The following is a 19596-nucleotide window of genomic DNA, read 5'->3' as shown; positions in this document are numbered from 1 at the left end:
CGGGAGTCCTTCCCCGGACACCCCGCCGGTGAATGAATATGCTGGCCGGCAGGTCTCCTGACTGGCGCTTCATTGCCATGCTTCGGCCTTCCCGGGGTGACCCAGTGGCAAACAGGAAGCAGGGCTCGGCGCCTACAGTTGCGGGGACAGTTCCGTTTAAGCGCGATGATGCGCCCGGGATTCCCTATTAATTCCGAGTGGAAACCGGCGGCGGGGATACTAAACGATTCGGCGGGTGGAGGCGAATGCGGTGGTGGTGTGCCGGAGATGTATTGGCACCTCGCAGTAACTGGACGGACGCAACACCTGTGGGAGTGAGCTTGCTCACGAAGAGGCGGTACATTCACTTGATCTTCAGCGGCTGGAATGCCGTCTTCGCGAGCAAGCTCGCTCCCACAAGGTATGTGTTTGCAGCGCCATCGGCGTGAGCTCAACACCACCGGCTTAGAGCTTAAACGGCCAACCGACGATCTTCTTCGGCCGTGGCGTGGCGTAGGTCCGCACTTTGGAGGTCTTCAGTCCCAGACGCACCAGCGATTCCGCCAGTGCCACCGCTGCGGTGACCCCATCCACCACCGGCACGCCCGCGCGTTCGCGGATGAGTTGATCCAGCCCGGCCATGCCGCCACAGCCCAGGCAGATCACCTCGGCCTTGTCCCGGTTCACCGCTTTGATGGCCTGCTCGACGATGGCCTCGACCGCACGCTCCGGCGATTCCTCCAGCTCCAGCACGCTCATGCCGCTGGCCCGCACCGAGGCGCAGCGCTCGTACACCCCGGCCAGCTTCAGGCGGTCTTCGATCAGCGGCACGGTGCGGTCCAGCGTGGTGACCACCGCGTATTTATGCCCCAGCAGCATCGCCAGGCTGGCCGCCGCTTCGGTGATGTCCACCACCGGCACGTCGAGCAGCTCCTGCAAGCCTTCGCGGCCATGCTCGCCGTAACCGGCCTGAATCACCGCGTCATAAGGCCCTTCGTAGGACATGACCCGGTCCATCACCGCGATGGCCGCCAGGTAACTTTCAAAATTGCCTTCCACCGACTCGGCGCCGAAGCGCGGGGTCAGGCCAATGATCTCGGTGCCGGGCGAGGCCACGCTGCGGGCCTGCTCGGCGATGGTCTCGGTCATGGATTCAGTGGTGTTGACGTTGACGATCAGAATTCGCATGGACGGATCTCGCGCAGGGAACAAAGCCGGGCGTCTGGCCCGGCGTCGTTGGGCACGATATCAGTCTTTGCCGGGGACTGGCGCCTGCAGCGCAATGAAGCCCTGATCGCGCATGGCTTGCCAGAAACCATCCGGCACCTGTGCGTTGAGCGCAGTAACGTCTTCGATGATCCGCGACGGCCGGCTGGCGCCTGGAATCACCGCTGCCACCAGGGGGTTGGCGAGGACGAACTGCAGCGCTGCGGACTTGATGTCGACCTGATACTGCCGAGCGATTTCCTGGATGTGCGCGACCTTGTCGAGCATCGCCTGGGACGCTTCCTGGTACTCGAAATGCTTGCCGCCCACCAACACGCCGGAGCTGTAAGGCCCGCCGACGACGAACTCGGCGTTGTGCTGGCGGGCCTTGTCGAACAGCCGTTGCAGCGGCTGGTCATGGTCGAGCAGGGAATAACGACCGGCGAGCAGAAAGCCATCGGGCTGGGCTTCTTCCAGGTCCAGGGTCAGTTCGCACGGCTCGACGCGGTTGACGCCCAGGCCCCAGGCCTTGATCACGCCTTCTTCGCGCAGGCGGCTGAGGGCGCGGAAAGCGCCGTTGCGAGCGATGTTGAAATGCTCGATCCAGGCATCGCCATGGGCGTCCTGGGCGACGTCGTGGACAAACACGATATCCAGTCGGTCAGTGTTCAGCCGTATCAGGCTCGCTTCAATGGAACGCAACGTGGCGTCGGCGGAGTAGTCGGTGACAATCTTGTTTTTCAGGCCTTCGGCGAACGGACCACTGCGCGTTTCGGTGTCGATCTCATCGGAAATCAGCCGGCCGACTTTGGTGCTCAAGGTGTACTGGTCGCGGGGGATGCCCGCCAGTGCCTTGCCCACACGCTGCTCGGACAGGCCGGCGCCGTAGATGGGTGCGGTGTCGAAATAGCGGATGCCCTGGTCCCAGGCGGACTGAACGGTGGCTGCCGCTTCGTCTTCGTCAATGGTGCGAAACATATTGCCCAAGGGCGCGGAGCCAAAGCCGAGGCGGCCAATGATCTTGTCGTGCAGACTCATGGGGATTTTTTCCTGTGCGGTGAGGCGTGTCTGGATGCGCGGCTCATGACGCCGTCTTCGCCCGATAAGGAACAGCGCGACGACAGCGGCGAGGCTTGTTTACTGACTGCTGATTGCCATAGGTGTTCTTGATAGTGTCGACCGGTCTTGTTGCACCTGAGGCGCCTGCTAAGCTCCACGCATTGAATAGAGTCTTCAGCAAACCTACCGAAACGAGGAAACTGCCATGCAATCTCAGTCCCCCGATGCTGCGCCGCTTGCACCGCACCCTGGGCATCAGCCCGATGAGCCGGAAACGGAACTCGATGCCGATATGGATCCGGGTAACGAAGACCCGGGTTCCCAGTTTGATCGCGACGCCACGGTTCCCCTGATTGATCCGGATAAATGACGGCGTAGCTCATTACAGATGCACTTCGGCCGCCAGCGGCAGGTGATCGGACAAATGCGTCCACGGCCGCGTGCCGAGGATTTTCGGGTGGTGGCTGGTGGCGTTGCGCAAATAGATACGGTCAAGGCGCAGCATCGGAAAGCGCGCGGGGTACGTTTTCGCCAACCGCCCCTGACTGCGCTCGAAGGCTTCGTGGAGGTAGCCGCAGCGCTGCAGGCGCTTGTTGCCCTGCAGCTGCCAGTCGTTGAAATCGCCGGCGATGACCACCGGGGCGTCCTCGGGCAGGGAGTCAAGCAGGTCGCAGAGCAGGTTCAGCTGCAATTGCCGATGGCTCTCCAACAGGCTGAGGTGCACACAAATCGCATGGACTTCCGCATGCCCCGGCACCTGCAGCACGCAATGCAAGAGGCCGCGGCGCTCCGGCCCGGTGATGGAAATGTCCAGATTGCGGTAATGGAGGATCGGGTATTTGGACAGCAGCGCGTTGCCGTGGTGACCGTCGGGGTAGACCGCGTTGCGGCCATAGGCGAAGTCCGTCCACATGCTGTCGGCGAGGAATTCGTAGTGCGGCGTGTCGGGCCAGTCTTCGTACTTGGCGGCATGGCGGTCATGCCCGCCGAGGACTTCCTGGAGAAACACCAGATCGGCACCGGTGCTGCGCACGGCTTCACGCAATTCCGGCAGGATGAAACGCCGGTTCAGTGCGGTGAAGCCCTTGTGGGTGTTCACGGTCAGCACGCGCAGTTTGTGGACTTCGCGCAACGTGGCCGGGTCCGGAGGGGTAGCGTTCGAGCCAGAGGGGTCGTGGGTCACGCCCTCACTCCTGTTCGGGGGATGTGCTATTCCGACCGGGACGCGAGGCGGCAGTTCAGCTTTTAGGTGGGACCGGCTCTAGCCGGGGGATTTCAACAGCCATTTAGTGGCATGATCGCCGGCCGCTTCCCTCTGTAGGACCGGCTTTAGCCGGGAAGCCGTTATACCGCGCGTCCTCTACACCCGCGTATCGACCGGCGTCCTGCGCGACAGCACCACCGCCAGCGTCAGCGCCGCCACCGACAACACTGCAGCGAAAAAGAAAATCCAGCCATAGCCCATGCCCAGCGCCACGGCACCCATCAGCGGTCCGGCAATGGCCAGCGCCAGGTCGAAGAACACCGCGTAAGCGCTGAGCCCGGCACCGCGACTGCTGTTGGGCACCTGCTTGATGGCTTCGACGCCCAGCGCGGGATAGACCAGCGACAGACCAAAACCGGTCAGCCCTGCGCCGATCAGGGCGAAGGTGGTGTCGGGTGCCAGCCAGAGCAGCAACAGACCCAGGGTTTCCACGGTGATGCAGACGATCGCCGAGCGAAAGCCGCCAAAGCGGTTGATCGCGTTGATGAACAGCAAACGCGCGACGATGAAACAGATGCCGAACGCCGTCAGGCACCAGGCCGCGCCTTCCCAGCCACGGGCCACGTAAAACAACGTGATGAACGTCGTCAGCGTGCCGTAGCCGATGGAGGACAGGGTCAGGCTCAGGCCAAACGGCGCCACCCGGCCGAACACCGAGAAGAACGGCAGGCGCTCGCCGCGCACCACCGGGATCGCCGTTTTGTTGCGGATCAACAGCAACGCCCCGGCCGCCAGGACGAACAGCACCAACCCAAGGCTGGCAAAGCCCAGCGCCCCGACCATCACCACGCCAAGGGGAGCGCCAATGGCGATGGCGCCGTATGACGCAATGCCATTCCAGGAAATCGAGCGGGCGGTGTGCTCCGAGCCGACCTGGCCGATGCACCAGCTGATGGTGCCCACGCCGATCAAGCCCTGGGACGCGCCGAGAAACAGGCGGGCGATGATCAGGATTGTCAGGCTGACGTCTGCGAAACGCTCCAGGAGGATCGCCGCCAGGGTCAGCACGCCGCTCAACGCGATGCCGGACAGCCCGTAAACGATGGCGCGCTTGGTGCCGATGGTGTCGCAGATACGCCCGGCCACCGGGCGACTCAACAGTGTCGCCAGGTACTGCGCACCGATCACCAGCCCCGCGACCACCGCGCTGAAACCCAGCTGGTTGTGCACGTAACCGGGCATCACCGCGATGGGCAGACCGATGCACAGGAAGGCAATGAAGGTGTAGACGACGATGGAGATGATTTGCAGGGTGATCGCCATCGAACTGGCGTCGCTGGCAGGCGTGTTGACAGGCGAAACAGGCGGCTGGGCGGCAGACATGGGGACTCTTCGCTGGAGCGGTGGGAGTGCCGCATCATCGCCCGTGGGGTCGGGAAATGAAAGCTGGCTAACGGTTTTTATCCGGGGTCAGACGGCGGCCGGACTTGCCCGTTCCCGGCTGAAGCCGGTCCTACGAGTGTTCGCATTTGCCTTCGTAGGATCGGCTTTAGCCGGGAAAGCGTCGGAGGTCACACCGCAGGATTGGCGGCGCCTGGCCTGGCGTCTTCCCGGCCAACGCCGGTCCCACTGTCACAAAAAAGCCCCGTCACGGTGGACGGGGCTCCCTGGTTTCAGCTTCACTCTGTCAGCGGATTGCCCTGATCAGAACGCGACGCCCTGGCTGCGCAGGTAATCGTCGTAGGTGCCGCTGAAGTCGGTCACGCCACTTGGGCTCAACTCGATGATGCGGGTGGCCAGGGACGATACGAACTCGCGGTCGTGGCTGACGAAGATCAGCGTTCCCGGGTAGTTCTCCAGCGCCAGGTTCAGCGCCTCGATCGACTCCATGTCCAGGTGGTTGGTCGGCTCGTCCATGATCAGCACGTTCGGCTTCTGCAGGATCAGCTTGCCGAACAGCATGCGGCCTTGCTCACCACCGGAGATCACCTTGACCGACTTGAGGATCTCGTCGTTGGAGAACAGCATCCGGCCCAGGGTGCCACGAATGACCTGCTCACCTTGAGTCCATTGCCCCATCCAGTCGAACAGGGTGACATCGTTTTCGAAGTCGTGGGCGTGGTCCTGGGCGTAGTAACCCAGCTCTGCCGCATCGGTCCACTTGATCGTGCCGGCATCCGGGGTCAGTTCATTGACCAAGGTGCGCAGCAGGGTGGTTTTACCGATCCCGTTCGGGCCGATGATCGCAACGCGCTCGCCGGCTTCAACCTGGAAGCTGAAGTTCTTGAACAGTGGCTTGCCGTCGAAGCCTTTGGCCATTTGGTCAATGATGACCGCCTGACGGTGCAGCTTCTTGTTCTGATCAAAGCGGATGAACGGGCTGACGCGACTCGAAGGCTTGACCTCGGCCAGCTGGATCTTGTCGATCGCCTTGGCACGGGAGGTGGCCTGCTTGGCTTTCGAGGCGTTGGCCGAGAAGCGGCTGACGAACGACTGCAGCTCGGAAATCTGGGCTTTCTTCTTGGCGTTGTCCGACAACAACTGCTCGCGGGACTGGGTCGCCACGGTCATGTACTCGTCGTAGTTGCCCGGGAACAGACGCAGCTCGCCGTAATCCAGGTCAGCCATGTGGGTGCACACGCTGTTGAGGAAGTGACGGTCGTGAGAAATGATGATCATCAGGCTGGAGCGCTGGGTCAGGATGTTTTCCAGCCAGCGAATCGTGTTGATGTCCAGGTGGTTGGTTGGTTCGTCGAGCAACAGCACTTCGGGGTCGGAGAACAGCGCCTGGGCCAGCAATACGCGCAGTTTCCAGCCAGGGGAGACCTCGCTCATCGGGCCGAAGTGCTGCTCTATGCCGATGCCCAGACCGAGCAACAGCTCGCCGGCGCGGGATTCGGCGGTGTAGCCGTCCATTTCAGCAAATTCGGTTTCCAGCTCGGCCACGGCCATGCCGTCTTCTTCGGTCATTTCCGGCAGCGAATAGATGCGATCGCGCTCAGCCTTGACCTTCCACAGCTCTTCGTGACCCATGATCACGGTGTCGATGACAGAGAAGTCTTCGTAGGCGAACTGGTCCTGACGCAATTTACCCAGGCGCACGTTCGGCTCGAGCATCACCTGGCCGCCGGACGGCTCCAGATCGCCGCCGAGGATCTTCATGAAGGTGGACTTGCCACAGCCATTGGCGCCGATGAGGCCATAGCGGTTGCCACCGCCGAATTTGACCGAAACGTTCTCGAACAGCGGCTTGGCGCCAAACTGCATGGTGATGTTAGCTGTGGAAATCAATTACCTTACCTATCAATGGGTTGCGGGTTGCTGGATGTGGCCTTGGGCCAATCCTGGGGCATTTCTGAGTTTTTCCATTTCCCCCCAGTCGCGGCTGGAGCTGAGCCAGCGCGCATATGTCGAGAGCAGCATCTTGACGGGGCGTCCGAGCTGTTGGGCGATAAAGGAGGGATTCGTTCCAGACATTGCGCGTAGTGTCGCATAACTATGACGACAGTTGTATGGCGGACTCTGGAACAAATGTCTGAAGGACCTGTCAGCTGAATGCGTGAAGGTGGCTCTACGCTGGGCTCTGTATTGGCTAGAGTCTCCTGAATCTCCCTGTGATCATTTCTGGAATCGACTATGTTGAATAAATGGAATTTGCCTGCCGTGACGAACCGATCGCTAAAAAAAGCCGCGCTGAATCTCACATTAAGCCTGGCCGTGTCAATGACCGTTGGCGTCACGGCCGCTCTGGCGGCCTCACCGCCCGAGGCGCAGAGCAGTTACACCGCCCAGCAGGTCTCGATGTTAGGGGGCAAACTTTCAGTCAACGTACCGGCGGGGTTTGTAAAAGATCCTACGCCAATCGACCCTAGAGCGACTGCCATGGGCATGACCGGCGCCAACTACCTCAACAAAGCAGAAAAAAGCGTGCTGATCACCGGGCAGGTTCCCCTTGCGACCGCCGTCGATTCCGACAACGACGAAACCGCCTTGAGCGGTCTACTTACCGGCACGGCGCTGCAACAAAGTACCGATTACCAAAACTATAAAAAACTTGGGGAAAAAAGCATCGTTAAAGCCAGTGGGTTGGGCTTGCGTCAGCTCGATGCCTCATTCAGTGCGGGTGGTAAGCCGATGCTCGCGACTACCGTGGCCGCTGCCTCTGGTACACAGTCCGCAGTCGTAACAGTGATTACCAACGCGGACAACCCTAAAGGCCACTCTGCACTTGTGAAGACCGTTACCGGCGAGTGAGTAAACGCTATCGCTGGCGCTCAGGGACTACGACGCCACGTCACCGATGAGGTGACGTGGCCAGATGAAGGTGGCTAAGCGTGAGCGGCCCTGACGCCGCTCCCGAATTGCATCACCTGATCAAGCGTGCTCAACCTGCGTCCTGACCTTGTTCACCGTGCTGTAATGGGAGAACACGATGCAGCCGATCAGCCGGGAGAACAGGCCCAGGGTTTCGACGAGGTCCGGGCTTTCGAAGGTGCTGGCTTTGGAATCGAGCAGGCACAGGGCGCCGAACAGCTGGCCGTCGGGCAGGCTGATCGGCACGCCGATGTAGCTCTCGATGGCGTATTGCTTGACCACCGGGCGACCCGCATAGCGCTCGCTCTGGCTGATGCTGGGGATGATCAGCGCTTTCGGGTTTGCGATCAGTTCGTTGCACAGCGTGGTTTCCAGCTCCAGCACTTCGCCTTCCTGGATGCCGATGTGAATCTCGTCATAAACCGCGCAGGCGACCCACTCGGAGTCGGTGAACTTGGCAATACCGGCAAAGCGCATGCCGGTCAGCCGCGTCACGAGCCTGAGGATATTCGTCGTCGCTTCAACCTCGGCGATCGCCGAACGCTCTGCGATGGTCAGCAAATCCGGGCAGAGCAGGGAATCCAAAGCCATTGTCGGCTCCATGTCAACGTGGGGTGGCATACCCGGATGGGGCCACATATGTGGCGCAGATTAGCATTTTGTAGGGCAAGCGTATCTCCCGCTCGGCGCGCTGCGACCATTTGTCATGGGGGACCCCGAGTTAAAGGCGGGTGCGGCCGCTGTCAGAGCTGGTGGTTGAACCGCTGGACGGCACCCACCACCTGACGCGCGCCTTCCTGGATCTCAACGATCACGCTGCCGGCCTGGTTGGCCAGCGACAGGCCTTGCTCCGCCTGGGCGCGGGTGCTGCCCATGTCCTTGACCACATCATCCACCAGTTTCTGGTTCTGCTGCACCACCGCGACAATCTCTTCGGTCGCCGTGCTGGTGCGTCCGGCCAGCTGACGCACTTCATCGGCCACCACGGCGAACCCCCGGCCCTGTTCGCCGGCACGGGCGGCTTCGATGGCGGCGTTGAGGGCGAGCAAGTTGGTCTGTTGGGCGATGCCGCCGATGGTTTGCACGATGGTGCTGATCAGCAACGACTGCTTGCCCAGCGCTTCCATGCCATGGGAGGCAGAGAGCATCTGGTCGGCGATGCCGTTCATGGTTTCCACGGTGTTGTTGATCACCGCTGCCCCGCGCTGCGCCGAGACGTCGGTGCGCTGGGAGATCTCGAAGGCCGTGCCGGCCGCGACGCTGATTTCGGCTTCGCGACGTACCTGATCGGTAATGACAGTGGCGAATTTCACCACCTTGTAAAGCTTGCCCTGGGTGTCGTGGACCGGGTTGTAGGTCGCTTCCAGCCACACGTCCTCGCCACGGCTGTTGATGCGTTTGAACCGGTCGGCCACGAAGTCGCCGTTGTTCAGGCGTTTCCAGAACGCTTTGTAGTCTTCGGTGGCGGCGAATTTCGGGTCACAGAACAGGCTGTGGTGCTTGCCGAGAATCTGATCCTGGCTGTAGCCCATTTCCTGGAGGAAGGACTGGTTAGCCTTCAGCACGTGGCCGCCGAGGTCGAATTCGATGACCGCTGTCGAGCGCAGCAGGGCGTTGATGAACGACTCGTTTTCCCGGGCCTTGTTGACTTCGGCGGTGACGTTGGTGGCCAGACATTTGAGGGCGGCCACACGGCCCTGATCATCCTTCAGCGGCGACCACGTGGCGTGAATCCAGATCAGCGAACCGCCTTTGCTGATGAAGCGGTAGTCGTCAGTGACCGCAGTGCCGTTGACGGCCGCTAATTTGAAGTCGCGGAAGCACGGCATGGTTGCGACGTAGGTCGGAATGAACGCCGCCATGGGCTGGCCAACCAGCTCGTCATGGGAGTAACCGATGGCTGCGCAGAATTTGCTGTTTGCGTCCGTGATGCGCAGGTCGGCATCCACGGTCAGCGACAGCATTTGCTGCATGAGGGCGTCGTGAAAATTTTTCAGCGCGACCAGCTCCGAGCTCAGAGTGGACATTTGCTTTTTGATTTTGGAATTAAACATCTGCCGCTCCTTGGATATGCTCACTTAACTGTCGGCGTTCGGATGCCGAAATTAAGCCCGGTCGTCAGAATGTTTATAGATCAGGCAGGGAGAAAAGGAGGGGGGCGGGAGGAATTTTGGGCAAGAAAAAGCCCGCGATGGGGGGTGCGGGCTTAAAGTCAGTCTTGGAGGAGCAAGTGAAGAGTATCGCCCCCGATGTGAAAAACCTGTGAACGCCTCTCAACAACACTTAATAAATGGCGTTGGTCAGAAAAGCCTTCACGATGGACTTCGCCGCTGGGCTGACTTTCTGGTCGCCCAGCTCTTTGCTGGTGAACCACTTGCAGTCGGCAATTTCGTTGTGGGGGGCAGGGGTGGCGATCATCGTCACCGACACTTCGAACACGTGATGCAACACGGCACCGCCCTCATAGCGAGTGATGTACGCCAGGTCTTCCAGGATCAGACCGGTCTCTTCACGTAATTCGCGCGCAGCGGCCTGCGCAGGCGATTCATCGGCTTCGACTTTGCCGCCGGGAAGGTTCCACCGGGCGTTGGATTTGCGCACGTAAAGGATCTGGTTGTCCCTGCGGCAGATGACTGTGGCTCGCTGTTTCATTGGGGGTTCCTCCACCGTACAACCCGTAAAAATGCCGCCGTCCCTGGGTATTCACGCGGCTGTCATAAAAGCTTCATAAAGACGTTTGAAGCAGTAACGGTGCCAATGTTCCCTTCATCCTCCTGAATCGGCCGGTATTAAGAAAACCATAGCTCGATTGAGGGGTGTGTCGGGATAACCAGCCAGACGGTGTCTTGTTCAGCCTGATGGGCGGGGTGCCAACATGAACCAAAATGCCACTACTTAACCAACGCGCTGATTGGGTTCTTTGGCGGGCGGATCGTGCCCTTGGCGCGATGAACGGTCTTGGCACGCAAACCGTGATGCGCGTTATTGGCGCGGAGTGCACGCCGATGGGGCCCTGTGCGCACTGTGTGGGGTGATCCGTAGCGCGGAGTCTGGTCAGCCCGCGTGGCGTTTCGACCTGCACGCACCTGGATTTCAACCCATGTGATTGAAAACACCGGTGATTCTCGCCGCTTCTTTTACCGCCTGACTCTGTGGCACACTTTCTGCTGTCTATTCCGTTGTGGCACACAAGGTTCCGCTATAGCGGAATAAATACAACCGGCGGAGTTTCTCTCATGCGGCGCGGATCCCTTTCTTTGAAAGCTTTTGCATTGGCCCTGATAACGGCAGCAACGTTGGCAACGACGGCATATGCCGCCGACAGCAAGCTGGACAACGTCCTGCAGCGCGGCCATCTCATCGTGGGTACCGGGAGCACCAATGCCCCTTGGCACTTTCAGGGTGCGGACGGCAAGTTGCAGGGTTTTGATATCGACATCGCGCGCATCGTCGCCAAGGGCTTGTTTAATGATCCGAGCAAGGTCGAGTTTGTCGTGCAGTCCTCCGACGCGCGGATTCCGAACCTGCTGACGGATAAAGTCGACATGAGCTGCCAGTTCATCACGGTGACTGCCAGCCGCGCCCAGCAGGTGGCGTTCACGCTGCCTTATTACCGCGAAGGCGTGGCGCTGCTGCTGCCGACCAACAGCAAGTACAAGGAAATCGACGACCTGAAAGGCGCGGGTGATGGCGTCACCGTTGCCGTGCTGCAGAACGTCTACGCCGAAGAGCTGGTGCATCAGGCGCTGCCCAAGGCGAAGGTCGACCAGTACGACAGCGTCGACCTGATGTACCAGGCCATCAACTCCGGTCGCGCCGATGCGGCGGCCACCGATCAGTCGTCGGTGAAATACCTGATGGTGCAGAACCCCGGTCGCTATCGTTCGCCCGCGTTCGCCTGGAGCCCGCAAACCTACGCGTGCGCCGTCAAACGTGGCGATCAGGACTGGCTGAACTTCGCCAACACCGCCCTGCATGAAGCCATGACCGGCGTTGAATTCCCGATGTACGCCGAGTCGTTCAAGAAGTGGTTCGGCGTGGACCTGCCGACCCCGGCGATCGGTTTCCCGATGGAATACAAATAACCCGCGCCGCTCGCGTCGCCCACTGAAGGGGGCGGGGACGGCCGCGATGCCGTCCCGCCCCAGGTACTGCTGACCATGAATTATCAGCTGAATTTTGCAGCGGTCTGGCGGGATTTCCCCAGTCTGCTGGCGGGGCTGGGGCTCGGCCTGGAACTGGCCCTGATTTCCATCGCCATCGGTTGCGTCATCGGCATGCTGGCAGCATTCGCGATGCTGTCCCGCTACCGCGCCCTGCGGATCGTCGCGTCAATTTACGTGACCGTGGTGCGCAACACGCCGATTCTGGTGCTGATCCTGTTGATTTACTTTGCCATGCCCAGCCTGGGCATTCGTCTGGACAAGATCCCGTCGTTCATCGTCACCCTGTCGCTGTATGCCGGGGCCTATCTGACCGAAGTGTTCCGCGCTGGCCTGCTGAGCATCCACAAGGGCCAGCGCGAAGCGGGCCTGGCGATCGGCCTCGGCGAATGGCAGGTGCGCGCGTACATCGTCGTCCCGGTGATGTTGCGCAACGTGCTGCCGGCGCTGTCGAACAACTTCATTTCGCTGTTCAAGGACACGTCGCTGGCCGCTGCCATCGCGGTGCCGGAACTGACCTATTACGCGCGCAAGATCAACGTCGAGAGCTACCGGGTGATTGAAACCTGGCTGGTGACCACGGCGCTGTACGTCGCGGCCTGTTACCTCATTGCCATGCTGCTGCGCTACCTCGAGCAGCGTCTGGCGATTCGCCGCTAGGAGGCCCGGACCATGTACGAACAACCCAGTTGGTTGCATGAATTGTGGGTCGCGCGGGAAGCGCTGTGGGCCGGGTTTCTCACCAGTGTCCAGTGCGCGGGCCTGGCGATCGTGTTCGGGACGGTGATCGGCGTATTTGCCGGGCTGATCCTGACCTACGGCAAATGGTGGGCGCGCCTCCCGTTTCGCGCCTACGTGGATCTGATTCGCGGCACGCCCGTGTTTGTGCTGGTGCTGGCCTGCTTTTACATGGCGCCAGCGTTGGGCTGGCAGATCGGCGCGTTTCAGGCCGGTGCGCTGGGGTTGACGCTGTTTTGCGGCTCCCACGTCGCCGAGATCGTGCGCGGTGCCTTGCAGGCCATCCCGCGCGGGCAGCTGGAAGCCGGCAAGGCCATCGGCCTGACGTTCCCCCAGTCCCTCAGCTATGTGTTGCTGCCCCAGGCATTGCGGCAGATCTTGCCGACCTGGGTCAATTCGTCGACGGAGATCGTCAAGGCCTCGACCCTGCTCTCGGTGATCGGCGTGGCCGAGCTGCTGCTCAGCACCCAGCAGGTCATCGCGCGCAATTTCATGACCCTTGAGTTTTACCTGTTCGCGGGGTTTCTCTTCTTTGTCATCAACTACGCCATCGAGCTTCTCGGGCGGCAAATCGAAAAACGGGTGGCCTTGCCATGACACAGACTCACACCGCGACTGCCGCCCCGGCTCTGTTGAGCATCGAAGGGCTGCACAAATCCTATGGCCCGGTCGAAGTGCTCAAGGGCGTCGACCTGAAGATGAACAAGGGCAACGTGGTCACGCTGATCGGGTCCAGCGGCTCGGGAAAGACCACGTTGCTGCGTTGCGTCAATCTGCTGGAAGAGTTTCAGGGCGGGCACATTCGTCTCGAAGGTCAGGACATCGGCTACAGCGACGTCAGTGGCAAGCGCGTGCGCCACCCGGAAAAGCTCATCGCCCGGCACCGCGCGATGACCGGGATGGCGTTTCAGCAGTTCAACCTGTTTCCGCACCTGACCGCGCTGCAGAACGTCACCCTCGGCTTGCTCAAAGTGAAGAAGCTGCCCAAGGACCAAGCCATCGCCCTGGCCGAAAAATGGCTGGACCGCGTTGGCCTGCTGGAGCGGCGCAATCACTTTCCCGGCCAGCTCTCCGGCGGTCAGCAGCAGCGCGTGGCGATTGCCCGGGCCATTGCCATGAACCCGAGCCTGATGCTGTTCGATGAAGTCACCTCAGCGCTGGACCCGGAGTTGGTCGGTGAGGTGCTCAGCGTGATCAAGGGCCTGGCCGAAGAGGGCATGACCATGCTGCTGGTGACCCACGAGATGCGCTTCGCCTACGAGGTGTCCGATCAGATCGTGTTCATGAATCAGGGCCGCATCGAAGAGCAGGGCCCGCCCAAGGCATTATTCGAACAACCCAAGTCAGCGCGTCTGGCTGAATTCCTCAAGAACATTCGTTTTTAAGACGCTCACTCAAAGGAGATTTTCATGAGCATTACTCGTTACGGCGCCGGCAGTACCGCAGGTGGCGGCCAGCCACGTCCATTCGCCCGCGCCGTCGAAGCCGATGGCTGGCTGCATGTGTCGGGTCAGGTGCCGGCCGAAAACGGTGAGATCATCAACGGCGGGATCGTCGAGCAAACCCACAAGACCCTGCAGAACCTGGTGGCGATCCTGACCGAGGCCGGTTACGGCCTGGAAGACGTGGTGCGTGTCGGCGTGTGGCTGGAAGACCCGCGTGATTTCTGGAGCTTCAACAAGGTCTTCGGCGAGTACTTCTCCCCGGAACACGCCCCGGCCCGCGCCTGCGTGCAGGCCAGCATGATGGTCGACTGCAAGGTCGAGATCGATTGCATTGCCTATAAACAGAAGTGAGGCGAGCTGTGAGCGGCAAGCTACAAGCTGCAAGTCGATACAGCGGTGATCCAACGGTTGCCGCCTTTAGCTTGAAGCTTGCAGCTCAACTGCCTACCCAATTTCAATGGCTGAAGACGCTTTTTGCATCGGCGCCGCCTAGCTTGGAGCTGCTCTCATGACCGAAGACATCAAACGCCGGGCCCGTGGTTTAGACCGAGCGTTCGATATTCTCGATTTCCTCAAGGAAACCGGCACGCCGATGCGGCCGAACGAGATCGCCAGCGGCATCGGCAGCCCGAAATCGACGGTGTACGAATTGGTCAGTTCGCTGCTGGAACGAAGGATCCTCGAGACCGTCGGCAAGGACGGCCACGTCTACCTGGGGCGGCAGTTGTATTTCCTCGGGCAGGCGCATCTGCGTCATTTCGACTTCACCCGCGAGGCCGAGGTCAGCCTGGGTGAAATCGTCGAGCAGACCCGGGAAACCGCGCAGATGTGCCTGCTAAACGGCCGCAAATACACCGTCGCCTTGATGAAAGAGGGCGCGCGGCATTTCCGTATTTCGTCGGACATCGGCGAGGACGCGCCGATCCCGTGGACCGCGTCGGGCCGTCTGTTGCTCGGGCACCTCACGGATCAGGCGATCGTCGACCTGATCGACGACGAGGATTTCATCCTTCCGGACGGCAAACGCCTGCCCATCGAGACGTTCTTGGCCGAGATCCGCAAGGCCCACGACGACGGCTTCTTTTCCTTCGACAGCATCGCCGACACCTTCACCCATTGCTTCGCCGCACCCGTGCGGGACAAACAGGGCATCTGCATCGCGACCCTGTGCATCGTCGCCCCGCGGGCCGACGCCACGGCCCACTACGATCATTACCGGCGCGTGTTGATCGACAGCGCCAACGGCCTGGCCCGGCGCGTCATCGAATAGCGTCGCCGCACACACGAACAAAAAATTCAGGAGAACAGAGATGAGCATTGCCGCGATTGAAAAAGGCGCCACGCAACCCGGCGACCACCTGGTGCGGGACGTCAGCCTGCCCGCGTTGGTCATCCACGACACGGCGCTGGAGCACAACCTGCGCTGGATGCAGAAGTTCGTCAGCGACAGTGGCGCTGAACTGGCGCCCCACGGCAAGACCAGCATGGTGCCGGCGCTGTTTCTGCGGCAGTTGCAGCACGGCGCCTGGGGCATGACCCTCGCCACGGCGGTGCAGACCCGCGCGGCCTATGCCCACGGCGTGCGTCGGGTGCTGATGGCTAACCAGTTGGTCGGCGCGCCGAACATGGCGATCATCGCCGAGATGCTCACGGACTGGATGTTCGACTTTCACTGCATGGTCGACCACCCGGACAACGTCAAGGCGCTGGGCGAGTTCTTCGCCGCCAAGGGCCTGACCCTCAATGTGATGATCGAGTACGGCGTGGTCGGTGGGCGTTGCGGCTGCCGCAGCGAAGCCGAGGTCATGGCCCTGGCCGACGCCATTGCGGCGCAACCGGCGTTGAAGCTGACCGGCATCGAGGGCTACGAAGGCGTGATCCATGGCGACCAGGCGGTGAGCGGCATTCGCGCGTTCGCCACATCGCTGGTGCGGCTGGCCGTGACCCTGCAGGACAAGGGCGCGTTTGCCCTCGATCGCCCGATCGTCACTGCCTCGGGTTCGGCCTGGTACGACCTGATCGCCGAGGAATTCGACAAGCAACAGGTGCGCGAGCGTTTCCTCAGCGTGCTGCGCCCCGGCAGTTACGTGGTCCACGACCACGGCATCTACAAAGACGCGCAGTGCTGCGTGCTCGACCGACGCCACGACCTGAGCGAAGGCTTACGGCCGGCGATGGAAGTCTGGGCCCATGTGCAGTCGATGCCTGAGCCAGGTTTTGCGGTGATTGCCATGGGCAAGCGCGACGTGGCGTTCGACGCCGGCATGCCCAACCCGATCAAGCGATATGCGCCAGGGGCGGTGCCGGCGACTGGCGAGGACGTCAGCGCCTGCACCGTCACGGCGGTGATGGATCAGCATGCGTTCATGACCGTCGCGCCGGGCTGCGAGTTGAAGGTCGGCGATATCGTTTCGTTCGGCACCTCGCACCCGTGCCTGACCTTCGACAAATGGCGCACGGGGTGCCTGGTCGGCGATGACCTGCGCGTCATCGAATCCTTCGATACCTGCTTCTGACAGGAGTCTGCAATGAGTGAAATGGTCAGTCACAGCTACCCGCGCGTTGCCCTGATCGGCGAATGCATGATCGAGTTGCAACAGCACGCCAACGGCACGCTCAAGCAGAGCTTCGGCGGCGACACGCTGAATACGGCGGTGTACCTGTCGCGGCTGCTGGGTTCGGCGGCGCAGGTGGATTACGTCACGGCGCTGGGCGATGACAGTTTCAGCGACGCCATGTGCCAGGTCTGGACGGAGGAGGGCATTGGCCTGAGTCGGGTCCAGCGTCTGCCGGGGCGGCTGCCGGGGCTGTATTGCATTCAAACCGACGCCAACGGCGAGCGGCGTTTCCTGTACTGGCGCAACGAGGCGGCAGTGCGCGAATGCTTCACCACGCCGGCGGCGGAGCCGGTGCTGGCCGCGCTGCCGGATTACGACGTGCTGTATTTCAGCGGCATCACCCTGGCGGTGCTGGGGGAGACGGGCCGGGCGCGGCTGCTGTCGACCCTCGGCGATGCCCGGGACCGTGGCGCGCGGGTGGTGTTCGACAACAACTACCGCCCGCGCCTGTGGCGCAGTGTCGAGCAAGCGCGGCAGGCGTATCGCGCGGTCATGCACGAAGTGGATCTGGCTCTGCTGACCGAGGAGGACGAGCAGGCGCTGTTCGATTACGCCGACGGCGAGGAAATTTTGCAGACCTACCGCGACCTGGGTGTCAGCGAAGTGGTGGTCAAGCGCGGGGCGCAGAGCTGTCTCGTGAGCGTCGACGACCGGCGTTACGAAGTGCCTGCGCACGCCGTGCAGAAAGTCATCGATACCACGGCGGCGGGGGATTCCTTCAGCGCGGCCTATCTGGCTCGGCGTTTGCGCGGCGGCGGTCCGAAAGATGCGGCCAACGCCGGGCATCAGTTGGCAAGCCTGGTGATTCAGCACCCGGGGGCGTTGATCCCGAGAAGCGTGATGCCGATTTGAGGCAGGGCCGAGAACCCTGCGTGGGGCCGCGCACACCCTGTAGGACCGGCTTCAGCCGGGAAGGGGCCAGGCGACACACCGCAAAATCGAAGGTGCTCAATCCGGCCTGTTCCCGGCTAAAGCCAGTCCTGCTAAGGCAAGGGGGCCAGAACGACCACTACACATTCCGGCCCCAACCCTCAATCCCGATAAAACACCTGCACCAGGTGATACCCGAATTTGCTTTTGACCGGACCATGCACGGTCCGCAACGGTTTTTTGAAAATCACCTGGTCAATCGCGCCGACCATCTGGCCCGGTCGCACTTCACCCAGATCCCCGCCGCGCTTGCCGCTCGGGCACGTCGAATACTTCTTCGCCAGCACGTCAAACGCTTCGCCCTTGGCAATGCGCTGCTTCAGTTGCTCGGCTTCTTCAGCGGTCTTGACCAGAATGTGGCGGGCTTGGGCTTTCATGGGGTACCGGACGTCTCGATAAAAAAGCCGCGCATTATGCCTTTGCTGCGCGATTTCGGGTAATTTCCCACACCTTGACCGGACGAACGTGTGGCTCGGCGCTGAGACAGGCCTGACCCGGCTCTTCACACGGCCCTGACCCGGCTGTTCAAGGGCCTTGCCCCGGCCAGCAAACAGCCCGAACGTTAAAACCGGTCGAAGGTCCACAACCTGTAGGCCTGCAGTCTCCTCAAACCTCATGTGCGGTGTTGCCTTATGGATTTTCCGGCGTTGTTGAAGGTGCTTGCCACCCAGGATGGATCGGACCTTTACCTGTCCACCGGCGCGCCCCCCTGCGCCAAGTTCAATGGCGTGCTCAAGCCGCTGGGCACCGAAGCGTTCAAGCCCGGTGACGTCGCGGTGATTGCCAACGGCATCATGGACGCCGAACAGCGCGTGGATTTCGAACGCGACCTGGAAATGAACCTGGCGTTTTCCCTGTCCGGTGTCGGGCGATTCCGAATCAACATCTTCAAGCAGCGCAACGAAGTGTCAATCGTGGCGCGCAACATCAAGCTCGACATCCCCAAATTCGAAGACCTGCACCTGCCGCCGGTCCTGCTCGATGTGATCATGGAAAAGCACGGCCTGGTGCTGTTCGTCGGCGCCACCGGTTCGGGTAAATCGACCTCGCTGGCCGCACTGATCGACCACCGCAACCGTCACGCCAGCGGCCACATCATTACCATCGAAGACCCGGTGGAGTTCATCCACAAACACAAGCGCTCGATCATCAATCAGCGGGAAGTGGGCGTCGACACGCGCAGCTTCCATGCGGCGCTGAAGAACACCCTGCGTCAGGCGCCGGACGTGATCCTGATCGGCGAGATCCGCGACCGCGAAACCATGGAGCACGCGCTGGCCTTTGCCGACACCGGCCACCTGGCCATCTCGACGCTGCACGCCAACAACGCCAACCAGGCGCTGGACCGCATCATCAACTTCTTCCCCGAAGAGCGCCGGCCGCAGTTGCTCCATGACCTGGGCAACAACCTCAAGGCGTTCGTCTCCCAGCGGTTGGTCAAGACCACTGACGGCAAACGCCGTGCTGCGGTGGAGGTGATGCTGGGCACGCCGACGATTCGCGACCTGATCCACCGCAACGAGTTGACCGAGCTTAAGGGCATCATGGAGAAGTCCACCAACCTCGGCATGCAGACCTTCGACAACGCGCTGTATGACCTGGCGGTGGAGGGCGCAATCACTGAAGACGAAGCCCTGAAGAACGCGGATTCGGCCAACAACGTGCGACTGCGGTTGAAACTGCACAGTGAGGACGGGCCATCGACCATCGCCAGCGCCCCCCGTGCGCCCCAGCCTGCCGCGCAGGTGAATGTGAAGGATTGGGGGCTGGTGGACGAGCGGGACGAGCCGGGGAATTGAGGTTTCCTCAGTGATGATCGTGCGGTGTCATCACTGACGCTTTCCCTTGTAGGACCGGCTTCAGCCGGGAAGAGGCCGGTATGAACACCACACATTTGAGGTGTAGCGACCGACGTCTTCCCGGCTAAAGCCGGTCCTACA

At 61.5% G+C, this 19596-nt stretch carries 19 protein-coding genes, 3 pseudogenes and 1 riboswitch; of the genes and pseudogenes, 11 read left to right on the top strand and 11 right to left on the bottom strand.

Annotated elements, in window-relative coordinates; all coding sequences use genetic code 11:
• Positions 1-29: 29 nt before the first annotated feature.
• A riboswitch (cobalamin riboswitch) is annotated at positions 30-224 on the bottom strand.
• 220 nt (positions 225-444) lie between these two features.
• Both SLW74_RS21150 and SLW74_RS21145 read right to left on the bottom strand, forming a co-directional pair.
• Complete coding sequence (locus SLW74_RS21150; RefSeq protein WP_410929987.1) at positions 445-1167, bottom strand: aspartate/glutamate racemase family protein; 723 nt, start codon at positions 1165-1167, stop codon at positions 445-447.
• Positions 1168-1227: 60 nt separating this feature from the next.
• Entirely contained in the window at positions 1228-2223 is a 996-nt protein-coding gene (locus tag SLW74_RS21145) for an aldo/keto reductase (RefSeq protein ID WP_410929986.1), read from the bottom strand.
• A gap of 226 nt (positions 2224-2449) precedes the next feature.
• Between SLW74_RS21145 and SLW74_RS21140 the strand changes: the two genes are divergently transcribed.
• Complete coding sequence (locus SLW74_RS21140) at positions 2450-2614, top strand: hypothetical protein (protein WP_410930022.1); 165 nt, start codon at positions 2450-2452, stop codon at positions 2612-2614.
• Positions 2615-2626: 12 nt separating this feature from the next.
• On the opposite strand, the gene SLW74_RS21135 is transcribed toward SLW74_RS21140, so the two are convergent.
• The 4 genes and pseudogenes from SLW74_RS21135 to SLW74_RS21120 form a co-directional block, all read right to left on the bottom strand.
• Positions 2627-3376: an endonuclease/exonuclease/phosphatase family protein gene (locus SLW74_RS21135; RefSeq protein WP_410930014.1), complete on the bottom strand. Its 750-nt coding sequence runs from the start codon at positions 3374-3376 to the stop codon at positions 2627-2629.
• A gap of 228 nt (positions 3377-3604) precedes the next feature.
• Positions 3605-4831: an MFS transporter gene (locus SLW74_RS21130; RefSeq protein WP_410929985.1), complete on the bottom strand. Its 1227-nt coding sequence runs from the start codon at positions 4829-4831 to the stop codon at positions 3605-3607.
• Positions 4832-5152: 321 nt separating this feature from the next.
• Positions 5153-6739, bottom strand: coding sequence for an ABC-F family ATPase (locus tag SLW74_RS21125; RefSeq protein WP_410929984.1), 1587 nt, complete (start codon positions 6737-6739; stop codon positions 5153-5155).
• A gap of 12 nt (positions 6740-6751) precedes the next feature.
• Positions 6752-6967, bottom strand: a pseudogene (locus SLW74_RS21120) (site-specific integrase); the annotation flags it as partial.
• A 117-nt stretch (positions 6968-7084) separates the two neighbouring features.
• Between SLW74_RS21120 and SLW74_RS21115 the strand changes: the two are divergent.
• Positions 7085-7702: a polyribonucleotide nucleotidyltransferase gene (locus SLW74_RS21115; RefSeq protein ID WP_410929983.1), complete on the top strand. Its 618-nt coding sequence runs from the start codon at positions 7085-7087 to the stop codon at positions 7700-7702.
• Between the two features lie 120 nt (positions 7703-7822).
• On the opposite strand, the gene SLW74_RS21110 is transcribed toward SLW74_RS21115, so the two are convergent.
• The 4 genes and pseudogenes from SLW74_RS21110 to SLW74_RS21095 all read right to left on the bottom strand — a co-directional run bounded on the left by SLW74_RS21110 (position 7823) and on the right by SLW74_RS21095 (position 10414).
• A complete protein-coding gene (locus tag SLW74_RS21110; protein WP_065990408.1) occupies positions 7823-8353 on the bottom strand; it encodes a GAF domain-containing protein in 531 nt (176 codons plus the stop codon).
• 152 nt (positions 8354-8505) lie between these two features.
• Positions 8506-8937: pseudogene (locus SLW74_RS21105) on the bottom strand (methyl-accepting chemotaxis protein); the annotation flags it as partial.
• 102 nt (positions 8938-9039) lie between these two features.
• Positions 9040-9726 (bottom strand): annotated as a pseudogene (locus SLW74_RS21100) (PAS domain-containing protein); the annotation flags it as partial.
• 319 nt (positions 9727-10045) lie between these two features.
• Positions 10046-10414, bottom strand: a complete 369-nt coding sequence (locus SLW74_RS21095; protein ID WP_065990412.1) for an NUDIX hydrolase — start codon at positions 10412-10414, stop codon at positions 10046-10048.
• Positions 10415-10998: 584 nt separating this feature from the next.
• On the opposite strand from SLW74_RS21095, the gene SLW74_RS21090 reads away from it, so the two are divergent.
• The 8 genes from SLW74_RS21090 to SLW74_RS21055 all read left to right on the top strand — a co-directional run bounded on the left by SLW74_RS21090 (position 10999) and on the right by SLW74_RS21055 (position 17578).
• Complete coding sequence (locus tag SLW74_RS21090; protein ID WP_410929982.1) at positions 10999-11847, top strand: transporter substrate-binding domain-containing protein; 849 nt, start codon at positions 10999-11001, stop codon at positions 11845-11847.
• A 75-nt stretch (positions 11848-11922) separates the two neighbouring features.
• Positions 11923-12585, top strand: a complete 663-nt coding sequence (locus SLW74_RS21085) for an amino acid ABC transporter permease (protein WP_065990414.1) — start codon at positions 11923-11925, stop codon at positions 12583-12585.
• 12 nt (positions 12586-12597) lie between these two features.
• The gene (locus SLW74_RS21080; RefSeq protein WP_065990416.1) at positions 12598-13260 is read left to right on the top strand and encodes an amino acid ABC transporter permease; all 663 of its coding nucleotides are present in this window, start codon (positions 12598-12600) and stop codon (positions 13258-13260) included.
• Positions 13257-14048, top strand: coding sequence for an amino acid ABC transporter ATP-binding protein (locus SLW74_RS21075; protein WP_410929981.1), 792 nt, complete (start codon positions 13257-13259; stop codon positions 14046-14048). The genes SLW74_RS21080 and SLW74_RS21075 overlap by 4 nt, the downstream gene beginning before the upstream one ends.
• A gap of 24 nt (positions 14049-14072) precedes the next feature.
• Positions 14073-14459 carry a RidA family protein gene (locus tag SLW74_RS21070; RefSeq protein WP_296313728.1) on the top strand — a complete coding sequence of 129 codons (387 nt, stop codon included), beginning with the start codon at positions 14073-14075 and terminating at the stop codon, positions 14457-14459.
• A gap of 157 nt (positions 14460-14616) precedes the next feature.
• Positions 14617-15378, top strand: a complete 762-nt coding sequence (locus tag SLW74_RS21065) for an IclR family transcriptional regulator (protein ID WP_410929980.1) — start codon at positions 14617-14619, stop codon at positions 15376-15378.
• Between the two features lie 40 nt (positions 15379-15418).
• A complete protein-coding gene (locus SLW74_RS21060; protein ID WP_410929979.1) occupies positions 15419-16624 on the top strand; it encodes an amino acid deaminase in 1206 nt (401 codons plus the stop codon).
• A gap of 12 nt (positions 16625-16636) precedes the next feature.
• Positions 16637-17578, top strand: coding sequence for a sugar kinase (locus tag SLW74_RS21055; protein ID WP_296313729.1), 942 nt, complete (start codon positions 16637-16639; stop codon positions 17576-17578).
• A gap of 179 nt (positions 17579-17757) precedes the next feature.
• Here SLW74_RS21055 and SLW74_RS21050 read toward each other — a convergent pair whose 3' ends face one another.
• Positions 17758-18033 (bottom strand): peptidylprolyl isomerase, encoded by a 276-nt coding sequence (locus tag SLW74_RS21050; RefSeq protein ID WP_037009819.1) that lies wholly within the window; start codon positions 18031-18033, stop codon positions 17758-17760.
• A 255-nt stretch (positions 18034-18288) separates the two neighbouring features.
• Between SLW74_RS21050 and SLW74_RS21045 the strand changes: the two genes are divergently transcribed.
• Positions 18289-19455 carry a PilT/PilU family type 4a pilus ATPase gene (locus SLW74_RS21045; protein ID WP_065990428.1) on the top strand — a complete coding sequence of 389 codons (1167 nt, stop codon included), beginning with the start codon at positions 18289-18291 and terminating at the stop codon, positions 19453-19455.
• Positions 19456-19596: the final 141 nt, after the last annotated feature.

The sequence above is a fragment of the Pseudomonas sp. W5-36 genome (assembly GCF_046540455.1).
Classification (GTDB): Bacteria; Pseudomonadota; Gammaproteobacteria; order Pseudomonadales; family Pseudomonadaceae; genus Aquipseudomonas; species Aquipseudomonas graminis_B.
The sequence above is the reverse complement of the archived record's forward strand: the minus strand, read 5'-3'. Positions and strand labels throughout refer to the sequence as shown.